At 68.1% G+C, this 22999-nt stretch carries 17 protein-coding genes, 1 tRNA gene and 1 pseudogene; 10 read left to right on the forward strand and 9 right to left on the reverse strand.

The window, feature by feature from the left end; all coding sequences use genetic code 11:
* Nucleotide 1 precedes the first annotated feature (1 nt).
* The 6 genes from AB4Y99_RS05100 to AB4Y99_RS05125 all read left to right on the forward strand — a co-directional run bounded on the left by AB4Y99_RS05100 (nucleotide 2) and on the right by AB4Y99_RS05125 (nucleotide 5474).
* Nucleotides 2-550, forward strand: a complete 549-nt coding sequence (locus AB4Y99_RS05100) for a MarR family winged helix-turn-helix transcriptional regulator (RefSeq protein ID WP_248312442.1) — start codon at nucleotides 2-4, stop codon at nucleotides 548-550.
* On the forward strand, nucleotides 550-1383 hold the full coding sequence (locus AB4Y99_RS05105) for an enoyl-CoA hydratase family protein (protein WP_191123484.1): 834 nt from the start codon (nucleotides 550-552) through the stop codon (nucleotides 1381-1383). The genes AB4Y99_RS05100 and AB4Y99_RS05105 overlap by 1 nt, the downstream gene beginning before the upstream one ends.
* A 1-nt stretch (nucleotide 1384) precedes the next feature.
* Nucleotides 1385-2629, forward strand: coding sequence for an acyl-CoA dehydrogenase family protein (locus tag AB4Y99_RS05110; RefSeq protein WP_441522597.1), 1245 nt, complete (start codon nucleotides 1385-1387; stop codon nucleotides 2627-2629).
* Nucleotides 2595-4235, forward strand: coding sequence for a benzoate-CoA ligase family protein (locus AB4Y99_RS05115; protein ID WP_441522598.1), 1641 nt, complete (start codon nucleotides 2595-2597; stop codon nucleotides 4233-4235). The genes AB4Y99_RS05110 and AB4Y99_RS05115 overlap by 35 nt, the downstream gene beginning before the upstream one ends.
* Before the next feature lie 47 nt (nucleotides 4236-4282).
* Nucleotides 4283-4690 carry a RidA family protein gene (locus AB4Y99_RS05120; protein ID WP_038368165.1) on the forward strand — a complete coding sequence of 136 codons (408 nt, stop codon included), beginning with the start codon at nucleotides 4283-4285 and terminating at the stop codon, nucleotides 4688-4690.
* A 139-nt stretch (nucleotides 4691-4829) separates the two neighbouring features.
* Complete coding sequence (locus AB4Y99_RS05125) at nucleotides 4830-5474, forward strand: EF-hand domain-containing protein (protein ID WP_441522599.1); 645 nt, start codon at nucleotides 4830-4832, stop codon at nucleotides 5472-5474.
* A gap of 82 nt (nucleotides 5475-5556) precedes the next feature.
* Here the strand turns inward: AB4Y99_RS05125 and AB4Y99_RS05130 are convergent, their stop codons facing one another.
* The 7 genes from AB4Y99_RS05130 to AB4Y99_RS05160 all read right to left on the reverse strand — a co-directional run bounded on the left by AB4Y99_RS05130 (nucleotide 5557) and on the right by AB4Y99_RS05160 (nucleotide 16974).
* Nucleotides 5557-7206, reverse strand: a complete 1650-nt coding sequence (locus tag AB4Y99_RS05130; protein WP_441522600.1) for a GTP-binding protein — start codon at nucleotides 7204-7206, stop codon at nucleotides 5557-5559.
* Nucleotides 7206-8108: a sulfate adenylyltransferase subunit CysD gene (cysD, locus tag AB4Y99_RS05135; RefSeq protein WP_441522601.1), complete on the reverse strand. Its 903-nt coding sequence runs from the start codon at nucleotides 8106-8108 to the stop codon at nucleotides 7206-7208. The genes AB4Y99_RS05130 and cysD overlap by 1 nt, the downstream gene beginning before the upstream one ends.
* Nucleotides 8105-8914: a phosphoadenylyl-sulfate reductase gene (locus AB4Y99_RS05140; protein WP_441522602.1), complete on the reverse strand. Its 810-nt coding sequence runs from the start codon at nucleotides 8912-8914 to the stop codon at nucleotides 8105-8107. The genes cysD and AB4Y99_RS05140 overlap by 4 nt, the downstream gene beginning before the upstream one ends.
* Nucleotides 8915-9223: 309 nt before the next feature.
* Nucleotides 9224-12640 (reverse strand): error-prone DNA polymerase, encoded by a 3417-nt coding sequence (locus AB4Y99_RS05145; RefSeq protein ID WP_441522603.1) that lies wholly within the window; start codon nucleotides 12638-12640, stop codon nucleotides 9224-9226.
* The gene (locus tag AB4Y99_RS05150; protein WP_441522604.1) at nucleotides 12637-14181 is read right to left on the reverse strand and encodes a Y-family DNA polymerase; all 1545 of its coding nucleotides are present in this window, start codon (nucleotides 14179-14181) and stop codon (nucleotides 12637-12639) included. Before AB4Y99_RS05150 ends, AB4Y99_RS05145 begins: the two co-directional genes overlap by 4 nt.
* The gene (locus tag AB4Y99_RS05155) at nucleotides 14087-14968 is read right to left on the reverse strand and encodes an ImuA family protein (protein ID WP_441522605.1); all 882 of its coding nucleotides are present in this window, start codon (nucleotides 14966-14968) and stop codon (nucleotides 14087-14089) included. The genes AB4Y99_RS05150 and AB4Y99_RS05155 overlap by 95 nt, the downstream gene beginning before the upstream one ends.
* 263 nt (nucleotides 14969-15231) lie before the next feature.
* On the reverse strand, nucleotides 15232-16974 hold the full coding sequence (locus tag AB4Y99_RS05160) for an ABC transporter ATP-binding protein (RefSeq protein WP_038368177.1): 1743 nt from the start codon (nucleotides 16972-16974) through the stop codon (nucleotides 15232-15234).
* Nucleotides 16975-17131: 157 nt separating this feature from the next.
* Here AB4Y99_RS05160 and AB4Y99_RS05165 point away from each other — a divergent pair, with 157 nt between their 5' ends.
* From AB4Y99_RS05165 to AB4Y99_RS05180, 4 genes and pseudogenes are all read left to right on the forward strand, one after another.
* Nucleotides 17132-18586 (forward strand): phospholipase D-like domain-containing protein, encoded by a 1455-nt coding sequence (locus AB4Y99_RS05165; protein ID WP_441522606.1) that lies wholly within the window; start codon nucleotides 17132-17134, stop codon nucleotides 18584-18586.
* An 87-nt stretch (nucleotides 18587-18673) separates the two neighbouring features.
* Nucleotides 18674-19468, forward strand: a pseudogene (locus AB4Y99_RS05170) (endonuclease/exonuclease/phosphatase family protein); the annotation flags it as partial.
* 441 nt (nucleotides 19469-19909) lie between these two features.
* Entirely contained in the window at nucleotides 19910-20425 is a 516-nt protein-coding gene (locus tag AB4Y99_RS05175) for a chromate transporter (RefSeq protein WP_208112951.1), read from the forward strand.
* Between the two features lie 6 nt (nucleotides 20426-20431).
* Nucleotides 20432-20968, forward strand: coding sequence for a chromate transporter (locus tag AB4Y99_RS05180; protein WP_441522607.1), 537 nt, complete (start codon nucleotides 20432-20434; stop codon nucleotides 20966-20968).
* Between the two features lie 16 nt (nucleotides 20969-20984).
* Here AB4Y99_RS05180 and AB4Y99_RS05185 read toward each other — a convergent pair.
* Nucleotides 20985-21059 (reverse strand) — tRNA-Glu (locus tag AB4Y99_RS05185).
* Between the two features lie 130 nt (nucleotides 21060-21189).
* Nucleotides 21190-22986 carry a single-stranded-DNA-specific exonuclease RecJ gene (gene recJ / locus AB4Y99_RS05190; protein WP_404801880.1) on the reverse strand — a complete coding sequence of 599 codons (1797 nt, stop codon included), beginning with the start codon at nucleotides 22984-22986 and terminating at the stop codon, nucleotides 21190-21192.
* Nucleotides 22987-22999: the final 13 nt, after the last annotated feature.

Genomic DNA, 22999 nt, shown 5'->3' on the forward strand with positions numbered 1-22999 from the left:
GATGGAGACACCCTCCTCCGCCCCGATGCTCGACCGCGAGACCAAGGCTAGCGAGCGCCCCGGCGACCACAAGGACGAGCTCAGGCTCTGGCTGCGCCTGCTCACCTGCTCGACCCTGATCGAGACCGAGATCCGCAACCGTTTGCGTGAGGAATTCAAGACCACGCTGCCGCGTTTCGACCTGATGGCCCAGCTCGACAAGACCGCCGTCGGCATGACGGTGGGCGAGGTCTCGCAGCGCCTGATGGTGTCGAATGGCAATGTCACCGCCGTCGTGGCCGGGCTGGTGACGGATGGGCTCGTCGACAAGCGCTCCGCCCCGCAGGACCGGCGCGTGCAGATCCTCACGCTGACGGCTTCGGGTCGCAAGGCCTTCCGGGCCATGGCCGAACGCCATGAAGGCTGGATCGCCGAGCTCTTCGCCGGACTCGACCAGCCCGAGCTCGCGCAGCTCTTCCGGTTGCTCGGAGAAACCAAGACCTCGCTGCATCGTGCCATCGCCGACCGCGCGAAGGATGCCGCCGACGAGGCCGCGAAGGGAAACGCCTGATGATCGCCGCCAACGCCACGATCCTGCCGCTGGCCGGCTTCACGCCGCAGCATTTCGCTCTCTCGGTCTCCGGCAAGGTCGCGACGGTGACACTGAACCGGCCTGAGAAAAAGAATCCGCTGACCTTCGCAAGCTACCGCGAACTCACGGATTTCTTCCTTGCCGCGCAGAAGGAGGAAGAGGTCAAGGCGATCGTCGTGACCGGCGCCGGCGGCAATTTCTCCTCGGGCGGCGACGTCTTCGAGATCATCGGGCCGCTGGTCGCGATGGAGACCAAGGACCTGCTCAAGTTCACCCGGATGACCGGCGAGCTGGTCAAGGCGATGCGCGCCTGCCCGCAGCCGATCATCGCCGCGATCGACGGCATCTGCGCGGGAGCCGGCGCGATCGTCGCCATGGCCTCCGACCTGCGGCTCGGCACGGCCGGCAGCAAGATCGCCTTCCTGTTCAACCGCGTCGGCCTGGCCGGCTGCGACATGGGCGCCTGCGCGATGCTGCCGCGCATCATCGGCCAGGGCCGCGCCGCCGAGCTGCTCTATACCGGCCGCGTGCTCAAGGGCGAGGAAGCGGAACGCTGGGGCTTCCTCAACCGGCTCTGCGCATCCGAGGCCGTGCTGCCGGAAGCGCAAGCCCTCGCGGCCGAGCTGGCGGACGGCCCCACCTTCGCCAACGCCATGACCAAGCGCATGCTGGAAATGGAATGGGCGATGTCGGTCGAGAGCGCGATCGAGGCCGAGGCCGTGGCGCAGGCTTTGTGCATGCAGACCGAGGACTTTTCCCGCGCCTATCACGCCTTCGCCGCGAAACAGAAGCCGGTCTTCGAGGGCAACTGAGATGAGCGGCTCCCCTCGCCTCGGCCTCGATATCCTCGGCGACACGCTGGACTGGCCGTTCTTCGAGGATCGCCACCGCGCCTTCGCCACGGAGCTCTCCGGCTGGGCCGATTCCTATCTCGCCGATTTGCCGCATGACGATGTCGACGAGGCCTGCCRGGCGCGCGTCGCGGCCTTGGGTGCGGCTGGCTTCCTGAAGGCTGCCGTGCCGGCGGCCTATGGCGGGCTTTCCGACAAGCTCGATGTCCGCACGCTCTGCCTCGCCCGCGAGATCCTGGCGGCGCATGACGGGCTCGCTGATTTCGCCTTCGCCATGCAGGGGCTCGGGACCGGCTCGATCAGCATCGCAGGCTCGGAGGCGATGAAGCAGCGCATCCTGCCGGATGTCGCGGCCGGCAAGCGCATCGCGGCCTTCGCCCTTTCCGAGAAGGAGGCCGGCTCCGATGTCGCCGCCATGGCGACGACCGCGACAGCTGACGGTAACAGCCATGTCCGCATCGACGGCGAGAAGAGCTGGATCTCCAATGGCGGCATCGCCGACCATTACATCGTCTTCGCCCGCACCGGCGAGGCACCGGGCGCGCGCGGGCTCTCCGCCTTCCTGGTCGAAGCCGATACGCCTGGCCTCACCATTGCGGAGCGCATCGAGGTGATCGCGCCGCATCCGCTGGCGACCTTGCGCTTCGAGGGTTGCCGCGTGCCGCTCGAAAACCGCATCGGCGGGCCGGGCGAGGGCTTCAAGGTCGCGATGGCGACGCTCGACATCTTCCGCTCGACGGTCGGCGCCGCCGCGCTCGGCTTCGCCCGACGGGCGCTGCACGAGACGATTTCGCACGCCAATGGCCGCAAGCTCTTCGGTGGCACGCTCGGCGACCTTCAGCTCTCGCAGGCGGCCATCGCCGACAGCGCGGCTGAGGTCGATGCCGCCGCCCTTCTCGTCTACCGCGCCGCCTGGACCAAGGATCGCGGCGCGCCCCGCGTCACCCGGGAGGCGGCGCTGGCCAAACTCGTCGCGACGGAGAACGCCCAGAGCGTGATCGACCGGGCCGTCCAGATCCATGGCGGCCTCGGCGTCACCAAGGGCGTCAAGGTGGAGGAATTGTACCGGGAGATCAGAGCGCTGCGCATCTACGAGGGCGCCAGCGAGGTCCAGAAGGTCGTGATCGCGCGCGACCTGCTGAAATTACATGCCGAAAAGGCAGGGGAACGCAATGACAGCAACCGGATTCGCGAGATCAGGACATAAGGACAGCTTTGCGCGGGACAACCTGCCGCCGCGCGAAAGCTGGCCCGATCTCACATTTGCAGAGGCAGGGTTGGCCTATCCCGAAAGGCTGAACTGCGTCGCCGAACTGCTCGACCGGCACATCACCGAGGGACGCGGCCGACGCACCGCCGTTGTCGCGGCCGGTCTCGAGTGGAGCTATGCCGATCTCGCCGACAAGGTGAACCGCATCGCCAATGTGCTCACGCGCGATCTCGGCATGGTCAGCGGCAACCGCGTGCTGCTGCGCGCCGGCAACACGCCGATGATGGTCGCGGCCTATCTCGCCGTCATCAAGGCCGGCGGCGTCGCGGTCGCGACCATGCCGATGCTGCGGGTGGGCGAGCTCGTCTATCCCCTGCGCAAGGCGAAGATCGCGCTGGCGCTCTGCGACCATCGGCTTACCGCCGATCTCGAAGCCGCCGGAGCGCAAGTACCGGAGCTTGCCCGCATCGTCGCCTTCGGCGGCGCGGAGAGCGAGCTGGAGGCGCTGATGGCGCAGCCGGCCTACGAGCATTTCGAAGCCGTCGATACCGCGCGCGACGATGTCTGCCTGATCGCCTTCACCTCCGGCACGACCGGCGAGCCGAAAGGCACGATGCATTTCCACCAGGACATGCTGGCGATCTGCGACTGCTACGGCGCCTGCGTGCTGAAGGCCTCGGCCGATGACCGCTTCACCGGCTCGCCGCCGCTGGCCTTCACCTTCGGGCTCGGCGGGCTCGTGCTGTTCCCGATGCGGATCGGCGCGGCGATGGTGCTGCCCGAGAAGGCGGGCCCCGCCGATCTGATCGACGCGATCGAGCTCTACAAGGTCAGCATCGTCTTCACCGCGCCGACCGCCTACCGCGCCATTCTCGACAAGCTCGAGGGGCGCGACATCTCTTCGCTCAGGATTTGCGTCTCGGCCGGCGAGGCCTTGCCCAAGGCAACCTTCGACGCCTGGCAGGCGCGCACCGGCATCCCGCTGATGGACGGCATCGGCGCGACCGAGATGCTGCACATCTTCATCGGCGCGCCACGCGACAGGATCAGGCCGGGCTCGACCGGAATTCCGGTGCCGGGCTACGAGGCCAAGATCGTCGACGAGGAAGGGCGCGACGTGCCGGACGGCACGCCGGGACGGCTCGCGGTGCGCGGCCCGACCGGCTGCCGCTATCTCGCCGACCCGCGGCAGGCGAAATACGTGCTGAACGGCTGGAACATCACTGGCGACACCTATCTGCGCGATGCGGACGGCTATTTCTGGTATCAGGCGCGCTCCGACGACATGATCATCTCGGCCGGCTACAATATCGCCGGTCCCGAGGTCGAGGCCTGCCTGCTGATGCACGAGGCCGTGGCCGAATGCGGCGTGGTCGGCGCGCCCTGCCCGGAGCGCGGGCAGATCGTGAAGGCCTATATCGTGCTGCGCGAGGGCGTCATCGGCGATGCCGCCCTGGTCAAGGCCTTGCAGGAGCATGTGAAGGCCGGTATCGCGCCCTATAAATATCCCCGCGCCATCGCCTTCGTCGAAGCCCTGCCCAAGACGGCGACCGGCAAGCTGCAACGCTTCGCGCTCCGCCAGATCGCGCAAGGCGAGAGCTGACCTTTCTTCCAACAGAGCCTGAACGGCCGAAATCGAGGCGATACGCCATGTCCGACCATTCGCAATCCCGCGCCATCCTGCCCGAGGGCTGGCCGCAGCCGCGCGGCTATGCCAACGGCATGGTGGCGGAAGGCCGCGTGCTGGTCACCGGCGGCCTTGTCGGCTGGGACGCGCAGGGCGTCTTCGCCAAGGGCTTCGTCGGCCAGTTGCGCCAGACCTTCCTCAATATCAGGGCGGTGGTCGAGGCCGGCGGCGGGCGCGTCGAGGATATCGTGCGGCTGACCTGGTACGTCACGGACATCGCGACCTATCGCGCCAGCCTCAAGGAAATGGGACCGGTCTATCGCGAGGTCTTCGGCCGGCACTTCCCGGCCATGGCGGTGGTCGCGGTTACCGCGCTGGTCGAGCCGGAGGCATTGCTGGAGATCGAGGCGACGGCGGTGGTGGACGGCTGAGGACAGCCTGCGTCAAACCGCCGCGATTCCACGGGCGAGAAGAAAACTCACGCAACGTCATTCATTAGGCATTCACCAAGATTCCGAGCGCAGAATCCGGGACGCGTCGCAAGATCGCGACGTGTCCCGGAGTATCTCCATGTCCAGTATCAGCGGGGTGGGCGGCGGCTTCCGCCCCCACCACAAACCTCCCAGCTTCGACCAGATCGACAGTAACAGCGACGGCGGCATCAGCCTCGACGAGTTCGAGAGCGCCGCCCCCAAGGGTGCCGACAGCGCCAAGAGCGAAGAGCTCTTCAAGAAGATCGACACGGACGGCGACGGCTCGATCACCAAGGCCGAGTCGGATGCGTTCAAGGACAAGGCCAAGAAGGCCGACAGCCTGCTGCAGTCCTTCCTGTTCTCACTCCAGGCGGGCGGAATGCAGAACGCCCAGACTGCCTCCGACAGCGACAGCGATAAAGACAGCAAGTCGGCTTTCGACGCGATCGACAGCGACGCCAATGGCGGGATCAGCAAGGACGAGTTCAGCGCGGCCTTCARGGACAGCCGGCTGAACAGCGACCAGTTGAACCAGCTCTTCGGCTCGCTGGACAAGAATGGCGACGGCTCGGTCTCGCAGGACGAGGTGAAGGCCTTCCAGTCCTCGCTGCAACAATCCGGCGAGCGGCATCATCACCGGCGGCCGCCGGAAGCCTTCCAGAACGCCTCGCAAGCCTATGGCAGCGCGTCGCAGCTCTCAGCGCAGGGCACCACCGAAACGACCTACGCCAAGGCGGCCTGAGTTCGGCCAACCGGATGCCGCCTCGCACCGTGGCAACCGCAACACTTTCGACGCCGACGGCAGAAGCCGCTGGCGCCGCTCCTCAGATCCCTGCCCCGTCCTGCAAGGTCCCGGTCGGCACCTTCCGCCAGAGCCGCATATGCAGCGCCCGCAGGCCCGGTCGCAGCAGGATGTCGCCGAAGGCGAGCGCCATAGAGACAGGCACATTCGCCGTCAGCGCAAAGGCCGCGACGAACAACCCCGCCGTGCTGAGAACGCGCCAGCTCACCGCCGCGAGCCAGGCCCTGCGGTCGGGCGTGCCCTTCCGGCCGACGATGCGAAGGACGCCGCGCTGCGCCCGTGCCAGCGCCCCGCCCTCGCCCACCGCCTGCCGGGCCTCGCCCTCGCCCGGCTCGACGAAGCCGAAGGCGACCGTCTCGTTGCTGATGCGGTCGATCAGGATGAAGCCGCCGAGCTCATGGCTGCGCGCATAGGGCAGCGAGACCAGCGGCCGGTCGAGCCGGAGCGTGACGAGGCCGATACCGTTCATGCGCAGGCTCTGCGCCGGCAGGGGCTGGAAGCCCTCGATGTCGATGCTGTGATGCAGCGCCTCGACCGTGGCATTGGCGCTCTGCGTCGCGAGCTTCACGAGGAACTGCCCGCCTTCGAGCATGGCGCGCTCGCCGGTCCAGAGCAAACGCGCCTTCAGCCCGCGGCTCACCGGCAGCGTCGAACCCGCCGCAGCGATCACGTCGCCGCGCGAAATGTCGATGTCGTCTTCCAGTGTCACCGTCGCGGCCTGGCCGGCGGCGATCTGGCTGGCCTCGCCGGCCGCGCCGATCAATCGCGCGATGCGGCTCGTGCGGCCGGACGGCAGCGCCACGATGGGATCGCCGACGCGGGCCCGGCCGGTGACAGGCGTGCCGGCATAGCCGCGGAAGTCGAGATCCGGGCGGTTGACCCATTGCACCGGCAGCACGAAACCCTCATCGCGCGGCGCGGAGGGCGCGATCGCGACGCTTTCGAGATAGGGCAGCAGCGCCGGGCCGTCATACCAGGGCATCAGGGCGGAGGGTCGCATGACGTTCTCGCCGTCACGCGCCGAGACCGGAATGAACCGGATCGAGGCGAAGCTGAGGTTTTGCACCGCCGCGCGGTAATCGGCGGCGATCTGCTCGAAGACCGCCTCGTCATAGCCGACGAGGTCCATCTTGTTGATCGCGACCACGACATGGCGCACGCCGACCAACGAAACGATGAAGGAATGGCGGCGGGTCTGCGGCAGCAGGCCCTTGCGCGCGTCGATCAGGATGATGGCGAGGTCGGCCGTCGAGGCGCCGGTCGCCATGTTGCGGGTRTAWTGCTCGTGGCCSGGCGTRTCGGCGACGATGAAGCTGCGCYTSTCSGTCGCGAAATAGCGATAKGCGACATCGATGGTGATGCCCTGCTCGCGCTCGGCCGAAAGCCCATCGACGAGAAGCGCGAAATCGGGCGCCGCGCCTTGCGTGCCGAATTTGCGGGAATCGCTGTCGAGCGCGCTGAGCTGGTCGTCGAAGACCGCGCCGGCCTCGTAGAGCACACGGCCGATCAGCGTCGACTTGCCGTCATCGACCGAGCCGCAGGTGATGAAGCGCAGCAGCGAATGCTGGCCGGTTTCGGAGGCGCTGGGCGTATCATTGGCGGGGAGAAGGTTCTGAGCCGGCCTCAGTGCCTTGTTCTTCTTGGCCAGATTCCTGGCGATGGCGAAGCTCATCAGAAATAGCCTTCCTGCTTCTTCTGCTCCATCGAGCCCGAGCCGTCATGGTCGATGACGCGGCCCTGCCGCTCGGAGGATCGCGACGAGCGCATCTCGGCGATGATGTCGGTGAGGCTGGCCGCCTCGCTCTCGACAGCGCCGGTCAGCGGGTAGCAACCGAGCGTGCGGAAGCGGACCATGCGGGTCTCGACGACCTCGCCGGGGAGAAGCTCCATGCGCTCGTCGTCGCGCATGATCCAGGCGCCGTCGCGCCGGACGACCGGGCGCGGCGCGGCAAAATAGAGCGGCACGACCGGGATGTTCTCGAGCGCGATGTAGTCCCAGACATCGCGCTCGGTCCAGTTCGAGAGCGGAAACACGCGAAAGCTCTCGCCGCGATGCTTGCGGGTATTGAAGAGCTGCCAGGGCTCGGGGCGCTGGTTCTTCGGGTCCCAGCGATGCTCCGGGCTGCGCAGCGAGAAGACGCGTTCCTTGGCCCGGCTCTTCTCCTCGTCGCGGCGCGCGCCGCCGAAGGCAGCATCGAACTTGTAGAGGTCGAGCGCCTGCTTCAACCCTTGCGTCTTCATCACGTCGGTATGGACGCGCGAGCCCGAGGCGAAGGGATTGATCCCGGCCCTCACGCCCTCCTGGTTGATATGGACGATGAGATCGAGCCCCAGCCGCGCCGCCGTCTCGTCGCGGAAGGCGATCATGTCGCGGAACTTCCAGGTGGTATCGACATGGAGCAGCGGGAAAGGCGGCTTGGCCGGGTAGAACGCCTTCATCGCCAGATGCAGCAGGACGGCGGAATCCTTGCCGATCGAATAGAGCAGCACCGGCTTGTCCGATGTCGCCACCACCTCGCGGATGATGAAGATGGCTTCCGCCTCGAGCTTCTGGAGATGGCTGAGCTGGATCATGCGTGAGCCTCCGCCGGCGCGATTTTGGCGCGCGCCAGCTTTCCGTCCGACCCGACATGCAGGCCGCATTCCTTGGCGGCATCGTCCTCCCACCACCAGCGCCCGGCCCGCTCGGGCTCGTCGGGGCGGATGGCGCGGGTGCAGGGCTGGCAGCCGATCGAGACGAAGCCCTGGGCGTGAAGCGGGTTGATCGGCACGTCGTTCGCCTCGGCGAAGGCGAGCGTGCGTTCGCGCGACCAGTCGATCAGCGGGCTCGCCTTGACGAGGCCGCGCGCCGCATCGGCCTCGGCCAGCTTGACGCCGCCGCGCGCGGCTGACTGGTCGGCGCGCAGGCCGGTCAGCCAGGTATCGGCCCCGGCCAGAGCCCGGCCGAGCGGCTCCACCTTGCGGATGTCGCAGCAGGATTTGCGGGCATCGCGCGAGCCGTAGAAGCCGTTGATGCCGTTCTGGCGAACATAGAGCTCGACCGCCTCATGGCGCGGATAATAGGGGCGGATCAGGATGCCATAGCGCTCCTCCGTCTCCTGCCAGAGGGCGTAGACCTCCGGAAAGAGCCGGCCGGTATCGAGCGTGGCGAAGATGACGGGGAGCTTCGCGGTCGCGATGAAATGCGTCAGCACCTGATCTTCGAGGCCGAAGGAGGTGGTGAAGACGACGGGGCCGGCGGCTTGCGCGACGATGCCGGAGAGGCGCTCGGGAACGTCCGCCATGCCGAACGCCGCATCGAGCGCGGCCGCGCGGGCCGCCAGCACCCCAGGTGACTGCGGGCTTGTCGAGGTTTCATCCGGGCCGGGGCTTGCCGCCATCGTTCTGGCCACCTGTTCGGTAAATCGAACGCTGGATTTATACCCATGAGCCCAAAGGTTCAATTTACGGCAGGTAGCGTGTTTTTTCTTATTTCACTTCCATTGGAGAAGTTTGTTTTAGCGGACGTTGCTGGGTATGATCGGAGGGAGGCTCTGCCGCCGCCTCCTCGCCGTCATCCCGGACGAGCGACGAAGTCGCGCCGATCCGGGATCCATGCCGGAGCGGTTCCGATAGAGGTTCCGGCATGGATCCCGGGTCTCGCTGCGCTCGCCCGGGATGACCCGCGCGGAGGCTGAACCGCCTGCCTCTCAGTGGAAATCCCGCGATTTCGGCAGGATGCGGACATTGCGCGGGTGGCGATGGCGCGGCAGCGGCGGATTCTTCAATTCGTCGATCGGCATCGGAACCTCGGCGCGATGCGTGTCCGAGAGCGACAGGAGATCGGCCGAGCGGTCGGCGATGCGCTGGGCCATGAGATGGGTGACGCCCTCGACGCTCTTCTGCACCCGGCCCTCGACCAGCATCAATCGCGCGCCCATCACCTCGCGGCGGAAGCGCTCGAACAACCGCGCCCAGATCACCACATTGGTGATGCCGGTCTCGTCCTCCAGCGTGACGAAGATGGCGTTGCCGTTGCCGGGGCGCTGGCGGACCAGCACGATGCCGGCCGTGCGGACAAAGGCGGCATCGGGCTTCCCCTCGGTCTGCGCGCAGCTCAGGATGCCCTCGCGTTGGAAGCGCGGGCGCAACAACTCCATCGGATGGCCCTTCAGCGAGAGCCGGACGGTCTGGTAGTCGGCGACGATATGCTCGGCAAGCGGCATGCTCGGCAGCGCCATCGCCCGCTCCTGTCCCAGTTCGCGGGCTTGCGCGGCCTGGAAGAGCGGCAGCGCCGCATCATCCGKCAGGCGACGCACGGCCCAGAGCGCCTCGCGCCGGTCGAGGCCGAGCGAGCGAAAGGCATCGGCATCGGCGAGCAGGCGCATGGCGCGGGCAGGAAGGCTGGCCCGGCGCATCAACTCCTCGACGTCGCGGTAGGGGCCGCCCGCTTCCCGCGCCTCCGCAATGGCCTTGCCCCATTCATCCTTGAAGCCGTCGATCTGACGGAAGCCCAGACGCAGGGCGAAGGGGTCCCTTTTGCTCTCCTGACCCAGCCGGTCATGGTAAGAGCTCGATTCCGAAACGGCTTCCAAGCTGTTGTCCAAAAAGCTGGAATTGACATCGGCCGGCCGTGGTTCGACGCCGCCGTTCTCCTCCGCCTCCCGCACGATCTGGGCCGGCGCATAGAAGCCCATCGGCTGGGAATTCAGCAGCGCGGCAGCGAAAGCCGCCGGGTAATGCTTCTTCAGAAAGGAGGAGATGTAGACCAGCTTGGCGAAGGAAGCCGCGTGGCTCTCCGGAAAACCGTAGCTGCCGAAGCCCTTGATCTGCTCGAAGCAGCGCTGGGCGAAATCGCGCTCATAGCCGCGCGCGACCATGCGCTCGACCATCATCGTCTCGTAATTGCCGATGGTGCCGGCATTGCGGAAGGTGGCCATCGCCTTGCGCAGGCCATTGGCTTCGATGTCGGAGAATTTGGCGGCGACCATGGCAAGCCGCATCGCCTGTTCCTGAAAGAGCGGGACGCCTTCGGTCTTTTTCAAAACCTCGAAAAGTTCGTCCGGCCGTCCATGCTCCGGCGAGGGAGCCGGATAGGTCACCTCCTCGATCCCCGCCCGCCGCTTCAGATAAGGGTGCACCATATTGCCCTGGATAGGGCCGGGCCGGACGATCGCGACCTGGATGACGAGATCGTAGAATTTCCGCGGCTTGAGCCGCGGCAGCATGTTCATCTGGGCGCGGCTCTCGACCTGGAAGACGCCCAGCGACTTGCCCTCGCAGAGCATGTCGTAGGTTTCTTTGTCGCCGTCGGTGAAATCGGCGAGCTGATAGGATTTTCCGCCATTGGCTGCGATCAGATCGAAGGCCTTGCGGATGCAGGTCAGCATGCCCAGCGCCAGCACATCGACCTTCATCAATTGCAACGCGTCGATGTCGTCGCGGTCCCATTCGATGAAGGTGCGGTCCGCCATCGCGGCATTGCCGATCGGCACGGTCTCGTCGAGGCGTCCGCGCGACAACACGAAGCCGCCGACATGCTGCGAGAGATGGCGCGGATAGCCCAAGAGCCGGGTGGCGAAGTCTACGGCTCGGCGGATCGTCGGATTGGTCGGGTCGAGCCCGGCCTGGCGGACGCGGGCGTCACCGATCTCGCTGCCCCAGCTCCCCCAGTTCGTATCGGCGATGCGAGCGGTGACGTCCTCGGTCAGGCCCAGCACCTTGCCGGCCTCGCGGATGGCGCTGCGCGGCCGGTAATGGATCACGGTCGCGGCGATGCCGGCGCGATGGCGGCCATATTTCTCATAAATCCACTGGATCACCTCCTCGCGCCGCTCGTGCTCGAAATCGACGTCGATATCGGGCGGTTCGCGACGCTCGGTGGAGATGAAGCGCTCGAACAGCACGTCGTTGTCGGCGGGGTCGACAGCGGTGATGCCGAGCACGTAACAGACGGCGGAATTGGCGGCTGATCCGCGGCCCTGGCAGAGAATGCCCTCCTTCTCGGCAAATTCGACGATGTCGCGGATGGTCAGGAAATAGCGGGCATATTCGAGCTTCTCGATGAGGGCGAGTTCCTTCGCCAGCAGGCCCTGAACCTTGTCCGAAACGCCGTCGGGATAGCGGATCAGGCAGCAGCGGCGGACCAGTTCCACCAGCCAGTCCTGATCCTTCCAGCCGGGCGGGATCGGCTCGTCGGGATATTCATATTTGAGCTGGCCGAGATCGAACTCGATGCGAGAGAACAGGGCTTGCGTCTCGGCGATGGCTTCGGGCGCATCGCGGAACAGGCGCGCCATCTCCTGCGGCAGCTTGAGATGGCGTTCGGCATTGGATTCGAGCAGGCGCCCGGCCCGCTCGATGGTGGTGCCCTCGCGGATGCAAGTGAGCACGTCCTGCAGATCGCGCTGGGCGATGGAATCGTAGAGCGCGTCATTGCTCGCGATCAGCGGGGTGCGGGTCGCGGCGGCGATCGCCTTGAGCCGCGCGAGGCGGCGGCGATCGTCGCCGCGCCGGTGCATACTGGCAGCGAGCCAGACTGCGCCGGGCGCTGCATCATCCAGCCGGGCGAGCAATGCAGGCAGGCCATCGAGGCTGCGATCCGGCATCAGGATCAACAGCAGGTCGCGGGCATCGTTCAGGAGGTCGTCGAGGACGAGATAGCACTCGCCCTTCTTCACGCCGTTCTTCAGGTTGCCGTGGCTGAGCAAGCGGCAGAGCCGACCCCAGCCGGCGCGGTTGGCCGGGTAGATGACGATGTCGGGCGTGCCGTCGGCGAAAACGAGACGGGTGCCGGTCGCGAGCTTGAAGCGCTCCGCCAGCGCCTTCATCTCCTCGGGCTTGATGGGCAGGTCGGAGAAATCCGGGTTCTCGATCCAGACATATTCACCGGGGCTGCCGCCTTCGCGGATTTTCTCGGGCGCCGGCAAACCATCCTCGCGCAACTGCCTCAGCGCCGCCCAGGCGCGCACGACGCCCGCCACCGTGTTGCGGTCGGCGATGCCGATGCCGGCATATCCGAGCAGCAGCGCCGTCAGCACCATGTTCGGCCCCGGCGAGGCACCGCGCAGGAAGGAAAAATTCGTCGCCGCAACAGGTTCGGCGAAAGGGCTGACAGACTGATTCATGCGAAGAGCCCGTGCAGGAACCAGCGCGGCGGCGCGCTCTCGGCCTCGTAGAAGCCGGTGCGGTAGAGCCAGAAGCGGCGGCCTTGCGCATCCTCGACGCGGTAATAATCGCGCATCGGCTCGTCCGAGCCGTCGCGCCACCATTCGGGCGCGATGCGCTCCGGCCCTTCGGCGCGGGCGACGTCGTGGATGAGGCGTCGCCAGCGGAAGCGGATCGGCGGTCCATCCGGTACTTCCGCGATCGCCTCGACCGGCTGGGGCGGCTCGAAGAGCTGGAGCGGGCGGGTTGGCGGCTCCTCCGGCTCGGGCTCGGGCCAGGCCGCTTCCGGCATGGGCGCAGCGGCCGAGAGCGCCTTTGCCGCACGAACGGGGTGATGGGTGTCCTGCGCCGCGAAGCGCAGCACCCGGTCGCGACCGAAGCGGGTGACGAGCCGGTCGACGAGATCGGCCACCGCCTCCTCCTCCACCGCGCGGCCGTCGAGGCTGTGCTGCTGCGTGTTGAGGGGCTCGCAGACCGGCACGGCGAGCTTGATGGCATCGAAACCGAAGCCGGGATCGAGCGGGTCGGCCAGGGTCTCGATGCGCTCGCGATAGAGCCGCAACAAAGCCYTGGCGTCGCGCGAGGGCCGGCCGGTCTCGATGACGAGGCGGCGAACCGTGCCGTCGCTGCGGAAGAAGCCGAGCTCGAAGGCGCGCCCGCCTTCACCGCGCGCCTCCAGCACCCGTGCCGCCTCCCCGATCAGCCGGACGACCACCGCCTCGAGGCTCGCCGTATCGGCGAAGGGCTCGGGGAAATGACGCTCGACCACGCAATCCGGCGGCGGACGCAAGGGGGTGATGCGGCGATCCTCATGGCCGAGGATGCGCCGGAGCTTCACCGCCAGCGCCTCGCCGAAGCGGGCGGAGAGGGTTTCCGAGGGGCGCGCGGCGACATCGGCCAGGGTCTTCAGCCCGGCTCGGGAAAGAGCGATCACGGTCTCGGGCTCCGCCTCCAGCGCGGCGACCGGCAGCGGGCGCAGCATCGCCTCGTCCCGTCCCGGCGGGATGATGCCGCGCGGTCCGAAGCGGGAACAGGCGCGTGCGGCCTCGGGCGTGCCGGCGATGGCGGCTTGCAGGCTCAAGCCCGATCGATCCATCACCTGCCACACGAGATCGAGCATCCCCGCCTCGCCGCCGAAGAGATGGGCGCAGCCGGTGACGTCGAGCGTGAGGCCGTGCGGCTCGTCGCGAGCAACCAGCGGGGTGAAGCGGTCGCAGAAGGCGGCGACCTCATCGAGGAAGGCCCGATCCGCCTGCGGTTCGGCTTCCAGCGCGACGAGATCGGGAATGCGGGCGCGGGCATCGGCCAGCGTCATGGCCCGCGTCAGGCCGAGGCGGACGGCGCGCCGGTCGCAATCGGCGAGGCGCAAGGCGTTGCCCTGCATCTCGACGAGGACATGGGGCTTCTCAGCCGGCGCGCCGAAGGCCGGAATCCGGCCCAGCCGCCGCAGCCTGTCCGTCGCCAGATAGGGAAACCAGAGGGCGAGATAGCGGCGGGACATCGTTCCTGCGGGGAATGAGCCTGTCGGATCGGTCAAAGACGGTTCGGTTCTCGAAAGCGCATCGGTCACGGTTCCACTCCACACGCCACTCACGCTCTGCCGCATCGCCGCGCACGCCGCCGCGATGGCGCAGCAATCTCAAGCCGAAGGCCGGGGCGCCCGGCGCATTCGCCTCCAGCGCCCGCGAGGCCAGCGGCACGACCTGCCAGCGCGTCCGCGCCGCGCTCGGCGCTTCCGCCGCCGCGACCCGCAGCAGCAGGGTCGCCACGCCGGACCCCTCGGCCGCGAGCGCGAGCCGCCGGCTCGCGGTCAGGTCGAAGGCGCGCGGCTCGCCCCAAGGCTCGATCAGCACGGCGCCGAGCGCCGGACAGCGCGCTCCCTCGGCGCCGGCCCGCAACACGCCCAGGGCGTCGCGTGCCCGCACCAGCAGAAGCCTGCCGGGATCGAGGCCGAGTTCGTTCAGCCCCGGCGCATGCAAACGGCCGGTCTCGGCATCGACGAAATCCTGCCGCACCCAGAGGATCGGCCGCGCAGCGTCGTCTCCCGCCTCCCCTTGCGCCGCCCGCAGAGCCAACCCGAGCGCAAAGCCCGTGGCGGCAGCGAGATCGGCGGTGCCGGCGGCGTAGACTTCATGCAGCGCTGCCCGTTCGAGCCCGCCGGACAGGGCCGCATCGATCTCCGTGGCGCCGAGGCTCACCTTGCCCGCCGCAGCCGGCCCCGACCGCAAGRCCGCCTCGGCGAGGCTGCGGCGCAGATCGGACAAGGCTGGCGAGATGGCGTTCTGCATGGGCGACAAAGCAATTGTTCACTCTTTGTTCTTTTATAGAACGTCGCGCGGTGGAAGGCGAGTCGAGTCTCCCGTTTCGGCAGTGGACCGCTGACAGCGGCTGGCACGGAAAGATTCCCGGCTTCGTCCAGCGCCGTCATCCCGGACAAGTGGCGAAGCCGCGGCGATCCGGGATCCATGCCTGAACCTCACTCGGAAGCGCTCCGGCATGGATCCCGGGTCTGCGCTTCGCTTCGCCCGGGATGACATGATTGTCGGAACAGCTACTCCGCCGCCGTACCCGCCGCCTGCCAGGTCAGCGTCTGCGCCTCGTGCAGCGCCTGGTAAGGCCCGCCGGCGCGGATGAGGTCCTCGTGGCGGCCCTGCTCGGCGATACCAGCCGGCGTCACCACCACGATGCGGTCGGCATGGCGGATGGTGGCGAGGCGGTGGGCGATGACCAGCGTCGTGCGCCCCTGCGCCAGCTCGGTCAGCGATTGCTGGATCGCCTTCTCGGTCTCGGTGTCGAGGGCGGAGGTGGCCTCGTCGAGGATCAGGATCGGCGGGTTCTTCAGGAAGATGCGGGCGATGGCGAGGCGCTGCTTCTGGCCGCCGGAAAGCTTGACGCCGCGCTCGCCGATCACCGTGTCCAGCCCCGCCGGAAGATCGGCGATCATCCGGTCGAGCCGCGCCCGGCGGGCGGCCTCGACGATCTCGGCTTCCGAGGCGCCGAGCCGGCCATAGGCGATGTTCTCGCGGATGGTGCCGGCGAAGAGGAAGACATCCTGCTGGACGATGCCGATCTGGCGGCGCAGCGAGGCGAGCGTCAGCTCGCGGAGGTCGATGCCGTCGACGGTGATGCGTCCGGCATCGACCTCGTAGAAGCGCGGCAGCAGCGAGAGCAATGTCGTCTTGCCCGCTCCCGAAGGGCCGACGAAGGCAACCGTCTCGCCGGCCCGGATCGCGAGGTCGATATGGGACAGGATCGGCCTGTCCTTGGCATAGCCGAAGCGCACGCCCTCGAAACGGATGGTCCCCTTGAGCGGCGGCGCCTCGACCGCATCGGGCGCATCGGCGATATCGGGCTCGGTCGCGAGCAGTTCCTGATAGCGGCGGAAGCCGGCGATGCCCTTCGGATAGGTCTCGATCACCGCGGCGATCTTGTCGAGCGGGCGGTAGAAGACGCCGACCAGCAAGAGGAAGCCGACGAAGCCGCCGATGCTGAGGCTGCCCTGCACGACATACCAGGTGCCGGCCAGCATGACCGCGAGCTGGACCAGGCGCATGCCGAGATAGTTCAGCGCCTGGCTCGCCGCCATGATGCGGTAGGCTTCGAGCTTGGTCGAGCGATAGCGCTGGTTGTCGCCGGCGAAGAGCGCGCGCTCATGGGCCTCGTTGGCGAAGGCCTGGACCACGCGCATGCCGCCGATATTCTCCTCCAGCCGGGCGTTGAAGGCGCCGACGCGGCCATATTGCGCCTGCCAGTTGGTGGTCATGCGGCCGCCATAGCGGGCGACGATGAAGCCGGCGAGCGGCACGATCAGCGCCGTGATCAGCGCCAGATGGACATGGACCGAGAGCATCAGCAGGAAGGCGCCGACGAAGGTCATCACCGCGATGAACAGGTCCTCCGGCCCGTGATGGGCGACCTCGCCGATCTCCTCCAGATCCTTGGTGACGCGGGCGACGAGATGGCCGGTCTTCTGGTCGTCGTAGAAGCGGAAGGAGAGCTTCTGGAGATGGTCGAAGGCGCGCCGGCGCATCTCCGTCTCGATATTAATGCCGAGGCGGTGGCCCCAATAGGTCACGATCGCCATCAGCCCGGTGTTGAGCCCATAGATCGCGAGCAGCAGGACGCCCGCGAGCAGGATCAGCGGCCAGTCGCCGCGCGGCAGCAGGAGATCGACGAAGGCCTTCATCGCCATCGGAAAGCCAAGCTCGAGCAGGCCGGACAGCACGGCGCAGCCGAAATCGACCAGGAACAGCGTCCGGTGTGGGCGATAATAGGCGAAGAACTCTCTCAGCATGGCGCGCTCATAGCAGATCGGCGCCGTTTTGCGTCAGCTTCGCTGCAACAACCCCGATATCCCGCGACCGATGCCGGGAGTCCGCCCCGATGCTCCGATGACCCCGTTTCCCAACGGCGCGGTGCCACTTTCCTTCGCCATGCTCTAGCTTCGCTTCATGTGGCAGATTCTCTCGACCTACTGGCCGCACATCCTCGCCGTCATTTCCGTGGTGATGGCGGCCGTGGCCGCCGCGCATGCGGTGATGACCAAGGACGAGGTGCGCGCCGCCATCGGCTGGGCCGGAGTCATCATCCTCTCGCCGATCGTCGGCCCGCTCCTCTATGCCGTCGCCGGCGTCAACCGTATCCGCCGTGCCACGATCCTCTCGCAACGCCCCGGGCCCGGCGCCGCCGCGGATTCCACCCGACGCTTCCATATCAGCCATGACGAGGTCGGCGACGTGTTCGGCCAGCGCTTCGCGGCGCTGAAGACATTGGGCGACCGCGTCGCGCGCCATCCGCTGACCAAGGGCAACCAGATCGAGACGCTGCGGACCGGGGACGAGGCCTATGCCGCCATGCTCGCCGCCATCGCAGCGGCCGAGCGCAGCGTGATCCTGGAGACCTACATCTTCGACCGCGACCCGCTGGGCCTGAGGATCGCCGATGCGCTGATCGCGGCCTCGAGACGCGGCGTCTCCGTCCGCGTGCTGATCGACTCGGTCGGCGCCCGTTACTCGGTGCCCAGCATCGTCGGCCCCCTGCGCAGCGGCGGCGTCACCGTCGCCGTGTTCAACGGCAACATCATCATGGGCCTCAGGCTGCCCTATGCCAATCTGCGCACCCACCGGAAGATCATCGTCGTGGACGGCGCGACCGCCTTCATGGGCGGAATGAACATCCGGCAGGGCTTCACGACGGAATTCGCGGGCGAGGCTTCGGCCCATGACACGCATTTCCGCATCACCGGGCCGGTCGTGGGCGACCTCTTCGCCGTGGCGGCCGAGGATTGGCGCTTCGCCACCGGCGAGGCGCTGACCGGCGCGGACTGGGCAATGCAGGCGCCGGCACCCGTCGAGCGGCCGGTGCTGATGCGCGCCGTGCCTTCCGGTCCCGACTCGTTCCTCGAGACCAATCACAAGCTGCTGATCGGTGCGCTCTCAGTGGCGCGCCGCTCGGTCAGGATCATGTCGCCCTATTTCCTGCCCGACCAGGAACTGATCAGCGCCCTGGTGACGGCGGCGCGGCGCGGCGTCGACATCGACATCGTCGTGCCCTCGGTCAACAACCTCGTGCTTGTCGACCGGGCGATGACGGCGCAGTTCGACCAGATCCTCAAGAATTACTGCCGGATCTGGCGCGCAACCGGCCCCTTCGACCATTCCAAGCTCTTCGCCATCGACGGGGCTTGGGCCTATGTCGGCTCCTCCAATCTCGATCCGCGCTCGCTCCGGCTGAATTTCGAGATCGACGTGGAGGTTCTCGATCCCGGCTTCGCACGCGGGATCGAGGCCCGGATCGACGCCGTGATCGCCAAGGCCGGCAAGGTCACGCTTGCCGGCCTGCGCGCGCGGCCCTATCTCGTACGTCTGATGGACCGGGTGATCTGGCTCGGCTCGCCCTATCTCTGACGAAACGGTGACGAGTCCGGCCTCCCCGGCAGTATAGACTGCGGGTCCGCCCGATTCGATTCCGTGCCGACACAGGCTGGCGCAGCGATGCAGAAGAAGAGCCCAAGCCTGCGGGCCAGCATCATCTCCTCGCTCCGCCAGCGCAGGAACCGGACGGGAACCCTTTCCGGCATCGCCGGCGAACGGCTCTCCGGCACGCTGGTCGCGTCCTACAATGTCCATAAATGCGTCGGCGTCGACGGCCGCTTCGATCCGGAGCGGATCGCCCGCGTCATCGCCGAGATCGGCCCCGACGTCATTGCCCTGCAGGAGGCCGACAAGCGCTTCGGCGAGCGCGAGGGTCTGCTCGACCTCGCCTGGCTCGAGCAGGAAACCGGGCTGGTGCCGGTCCCGCTCGGCAATGCCAGCCGGGCCCATGGCTGGCGCGGCAATGTCGTGCTGTTCCGGCGTGGCATCGTACAGGACGTCCATCAGGTGAGCCTGCCGGGGCTCGAGCCACGCGGCGCGCTCGTCGTCGATCTCGACCTCGAAAGCGGCGCGGCGCTCAGGCTCGTCGCCGCTCATTTCGGCCTGCTCCGGCGCTCGCGCTCGCAGCAGGCGCGCCGGCTGATCGAGATCATGCAAAGCCGGGACGAGCGCCCCACCCTCCTGCTGGGAGACCTCAACGAATGGCGCCTGGGCGAGCGCTCCTCGCTCAAGGAGCTGGGTCCGGCCTTCGGCAGGCTGCCGGTGCCGGTGCCGAGCTTTCCCTCCGGCCTGCCGCTCCTGGCGCTCGACCGCATCATCGCCAACCGGCCGGAAATCCTGTCCGATGTCGAAGTCCACGACACGCCGCTGGCAAGGACCGCCTCGGACCATCTGCCGATCAAGGCCTATGTCGATCCCGGCCTGCAGGGCCTCGCCCTTCCCGAGAGCGCGGAAACCGATGCCGCGACAGCAAGCGAGGCCACGCACGCCATGCTGTCCGAACGCCCCCTGCCCTTGCCGGAGGCGCTCTCGGGCGACACCGGCGAGCGGCGCAACCGCGAACTCGTCCGGAAAGCCGGTGTCCGCCTGAAACGGGCCGTCAGCCGCACCTTGCGGCGGCGCGAGCCTCCTTCGCGCTGATGAAACAGGCGCACCCCGCCCCTCGTCGCGCCGGTCATGACCAGCATGCGCGGGCGTGCTGGCCAGCCGGGACAAAGCCGGCAATGTGGGACGTTCCAGAGTCGCTCGTCTCCCGGAGTTGAGATGCCGGATTCCTCCCCAACGCCTCAGCCCGAAAGCCGGAACGCAGCGCTCCGAAAAGGCCGGGACGAAGCCCCCGCCGAACGCCCAAGCGCGGTGCAGCTCTTCCTGATCTTCACGCGCATCGGGTTGACCAGCTTCGGCGGCGGCCTGAGCGGCTGGCTGCTGCGGGAGTTCGTGCAGCGGCGCAAGCTGATGAGCGAGGAGGATTTCCTGAACGGGCTCTCGATCGCGCAGGCGCTTCCGGGGGTCAACGTCACCAATATGGCGATCTGGATCGGCTACAAGCTCGGCGGGCGCAACGGCGCCATCGCCTCCTGGCTCGGCATCATCGTGCCGGCCGCCATCGTGATCACGCTGATCAGCACCGTCTTCACCGCGCTCGCCGGCTTCGAGCTGACCCATGTCGCGCTTGCGGGCGCCGCCTGCGCCGCGATCGGGCTGTCGCTCTCGATGGGGCTCGTCGCCGCGCGGCGCGTGCCGCGCCGCGTGTTCCCGCTCGCGATCATGGCCGCCACCTTCGTCGCGGTCGCCATCCTGCAATTGCCGCTGATCTGGACGGTGCTCGTCGCCGGCTCGCTCAGCGTCGCCGTGACCTACCACCAGGGCTGACGGACAATGCCGGCCATCGCCATCAGCATCCTGCTGGTCTTCCTGCCGCTCTCGCTGGTGACGATCGGCGGCGGGCAGAGCGCCGTTGCCGATATGCACCGCCAGATCGTCGACGTGCATGGCTGGATGACCGCCTCCCAATTCGTCGATGCCTTCGCGATCTCGCGGCTGGYGCCGGGCCCGGGCTCGCTGCTCGCGACGCTGATCGGCTGGCGCATCGCGGGTTTCTGGGGGGCGCTGGCGGCGACCATCGGCATCTTCGGCCCGACCGCGCTGCTGATCTACGGTGTCGCCCATATCTGGTCGCGCTTCGAGGGTGCGCGATTGCTCAAGGCGCTGGAAAGAGGCCTGCGGCCCGTCGCGGCCGGGATGATCCTGGCGGCGAGCTACGTGCTGATCAATTCGCTCGACAGCGGCTGGATCGGGCGCGGGCTGGCGCTGGCCTCGACCGCGCTGCTGATGGCGACGCCGATCAATCCGCTCCTGCTGATCGGGGGCGGAGCGGGCTGCTTCGTCCTGCTGCACATGGCGGCGCTGATCTGAATCGCTTCGCAGAAAATGGCGCGACCTACGGGAGTCGAACCCGTCTCCCCAGCGTGAAAGGCTGGTGTCCTAACCGATAGACGAAGGTCGCGTGCTCTCGCGGCCGGGGCCGCGTTGCGAAGCGGGGCGAGGTATAGTAGCGGGCGTGCCGCTTCGCAAGCACCCGTTCACAAGAATCGTGAGCCGACCTCCCATTTTCAAAGCAAGCCGGGCGGCCGCGCCTAGACGGCTCTGGCGAGATCGAGGATCCGCAGCTCCGCCGTCTCGTTCCCGCCCCAGCGGTTGAGGCTCAAGGTCGCGGCGAGATGGACCATTTCGCCGCGTGCCGCGATCAGCGCTTGCCCCAGCGGTTCCTGCGCCGCGCGGAAGGCGACGCCGCCGATGCTGGCCCCATCGCCGCTGCGCAGCTTGATACGGATATGGCCGCCACTGCCGATCGGGATGGCATCGGTCAAGCGATGGGCGGGGAAGACGAAGACCGGCTCGGGGCTGCCTGAGCCGAAAGGTCCGGCCTTCTCGATCTCGGCGATGAGGCGCGGGCTGGCGCCCCCCGCGCTCAAGGCGGCATCGACCAGCAGCGCCTCGGCCTCGCTGGCGCCTGCGACCTCGCGCGCAAGATGCTCGTTCAGGAAGGCGTGGAAGGCATTCGCTTGCCCGCGCCCGAGCGTGACGCCGGCCGCCATGGCGTGGCCGCCGCCTTTCACCGCCATGCCGGCCTCTACCGCCGCGCGCACGGCCCGGCCGAGATCGACGCCCGCGACCGAGCGGCCCGAGCCGGTGGCACCGCCCTCCCCGTTCAGCGCCAGCGCGAAAGCCGGGCGGCGGAAGCGTTCCTTCAATCGCGCCGCCACCAGCCCGACGATGCCGGGGTGCCAGTCGGCGCTGCCCGCGAGCAGGACCGGCAGGCTCTCATTCGCGCCGGCGAGCTCATGCTCCGCCTGCGAGACGGCCTCCAGCACGGCGAGGCGCTCGATCTCCTGCCGTTCCTGGTTGAGGCGGTTGAGCTCGGCGGCGATGGCACGCGCTTCGACCTCGTCGGCGGTGAGCAGGAGGCGGGCGCCGAGAGCGGCATCGCCGATGCGCCCGCCGGCATTGATGCGCGGGCCGAGCAGGAAGCCGAGATGCCAGGGCTGGACCGGCCCGTCGAGGCCGGCGACATCCATCAGCGCGGTCAGGCCCGGCCGGATGCGCGCGCGCATCATGGCGATGCCTTGCCGGACGAAGGCACGGTTCAGCCCGCGCAGCGGCACGACATCGGCGACTGTCGCCAGCGCGACGAGGTCGAGCATCGCGAGCAGGTCGGGCTCGCCGCCGCGCTCGGCCCAAATGCCCTGCCGGCGCAGTTCCCGGCTGGTCGCGACGAGGGCGAGGAAGACGACGCCGGCGGCGCAGAGGTGCCCCAGGCCGGAGAGATCGTCCTGACGATTGGGATTGACCAGCGCCTCGACGGCCGGCAGCCGCTCTGGCGCCTGGTGATGGTCGAGCACGACGACATCGAGCCCGAGCCGGCGGGCCTCGGCCAGAGGCTCGTCGCTGGTGGTGCCGCAATCGACGGTGACGAGCAGCGTCGCGCCCTCGCCCGCCAGCATGCGGATGGCCTCGCTGTTGGGGCCGTAACCCTCGATCAGCCGGTCGGGGATATGGATGCGCGGGCGGGCGCCGGCCTGCTCCAGGAAGCCGGCGAGCAGGGCGGAGGAGCAGGCGCCGTCGACATCGTAGTCGCCGAAGATCGCGACCTGCTCGCGGGCGGCACCGGCCCGCGCCAGCCGCGCGGCGGCGGCTTGCATGTCCGTGAGGATGGCGGGATCGGGCAAGAGATCGCGCAGCTTCGGCTCGAGGAAGCGCAGCGCCTCGGCCGGCTCGACATCGCGGGCGGCCAGCAGGCGCGCGAGGATGTCGGGCAAGCCCTGCTGCTGGCTCAACGCCTCGGCGCGGCCGAGGCCGGCCATGTCGAGCCGGTCGCGCCAGGGCCGGCCGAGCACGGAGCGGGTCACGCCGAGAAAAGCACGGGGCTGCATCAGACTCATCGTG

This window comes from Allobosea sp. TAB14 (assembly GCF_052113865.1).
In the GTDB taxonomy this organism is placed as follows: domain Bacteria; phylum Pseudomonadota; class Alphaproteobacteria; order Rhizobiales; family Beijerinckiaceae; genus Allobosea; species Allobosea spartocytisi.

What these genes read in the sequence shown, in the direction of transcription:
- AB4Y99_RS05100 (WP_248312442.1), top strand. Translation starts at nt 2, where the DNA reads ATGGAGACACCCTCCTCCGCCCCGATGCTCGACCGCGAGACCAAGGCT.
- AB4Y99_RS05105 (WP_191123484.1), top strand. Translation starts at nt 550, where the DNA reads ATGATCGCCGCCAACGCCACGATCCTGCCGCTGGCCGGCTTCACGCCG.
- AB4Y99_RS05115 (WP_441522598.1), top strand. Translation starts at nt 2,595, where the DNA reads ATGACAGCAACCGGATTCGCGAGATCAGGACATAAGGACAGCTTTGCG.
- AB4Y99_RS05120 (WP_038368165.1), top strand. Translation starts at nt 4,283, where the DNA reads ATGTCCGACCATTCGCAATCCCGCGCCATCCTGCCCGAGGGCTGGCCG.
- cysD (WP_441522601.1), bottom strand. Translation starts at nt 8,108, where the DNA reads ATGATCCAGCTCAGCCATCTCCAGAAGCTCGAGGCGGAAGCCATCTTC.
- AB4Y99_RS05140 (WP_441522602.1), bottom strand. Translation starts at nt 8,914, where the DNA reads ATGGCGGCAAGCCCCGGCCCGGATGAAACCTCGACAAGCCCGCAGTCA.
- AB4Y99_RS05160 (WP_038368177.1), bottom strand. Translation starts at nt 16,974, where the DNA reads ATGCTGAGAGAGTTCTTCGCCTATTATCGCCCACACCGGACGCTGTTC.
- AB4Y99_RS05165 (WP_441522606.1), top strand. Translation starts at nt 17,132, where the DNA reads ATGTGGCAGATTCTCTCGACCTACTGGCCGCACATCCTCGCCGTCATT.
- recJ (WP_404801880.1), bottom strand. Translation starts at nt 22,986, where the DNA reads ATGCAGCCCCGTGCTTTTCTCGGCGTGACCCGCTCCGTGCTCGGCCGG.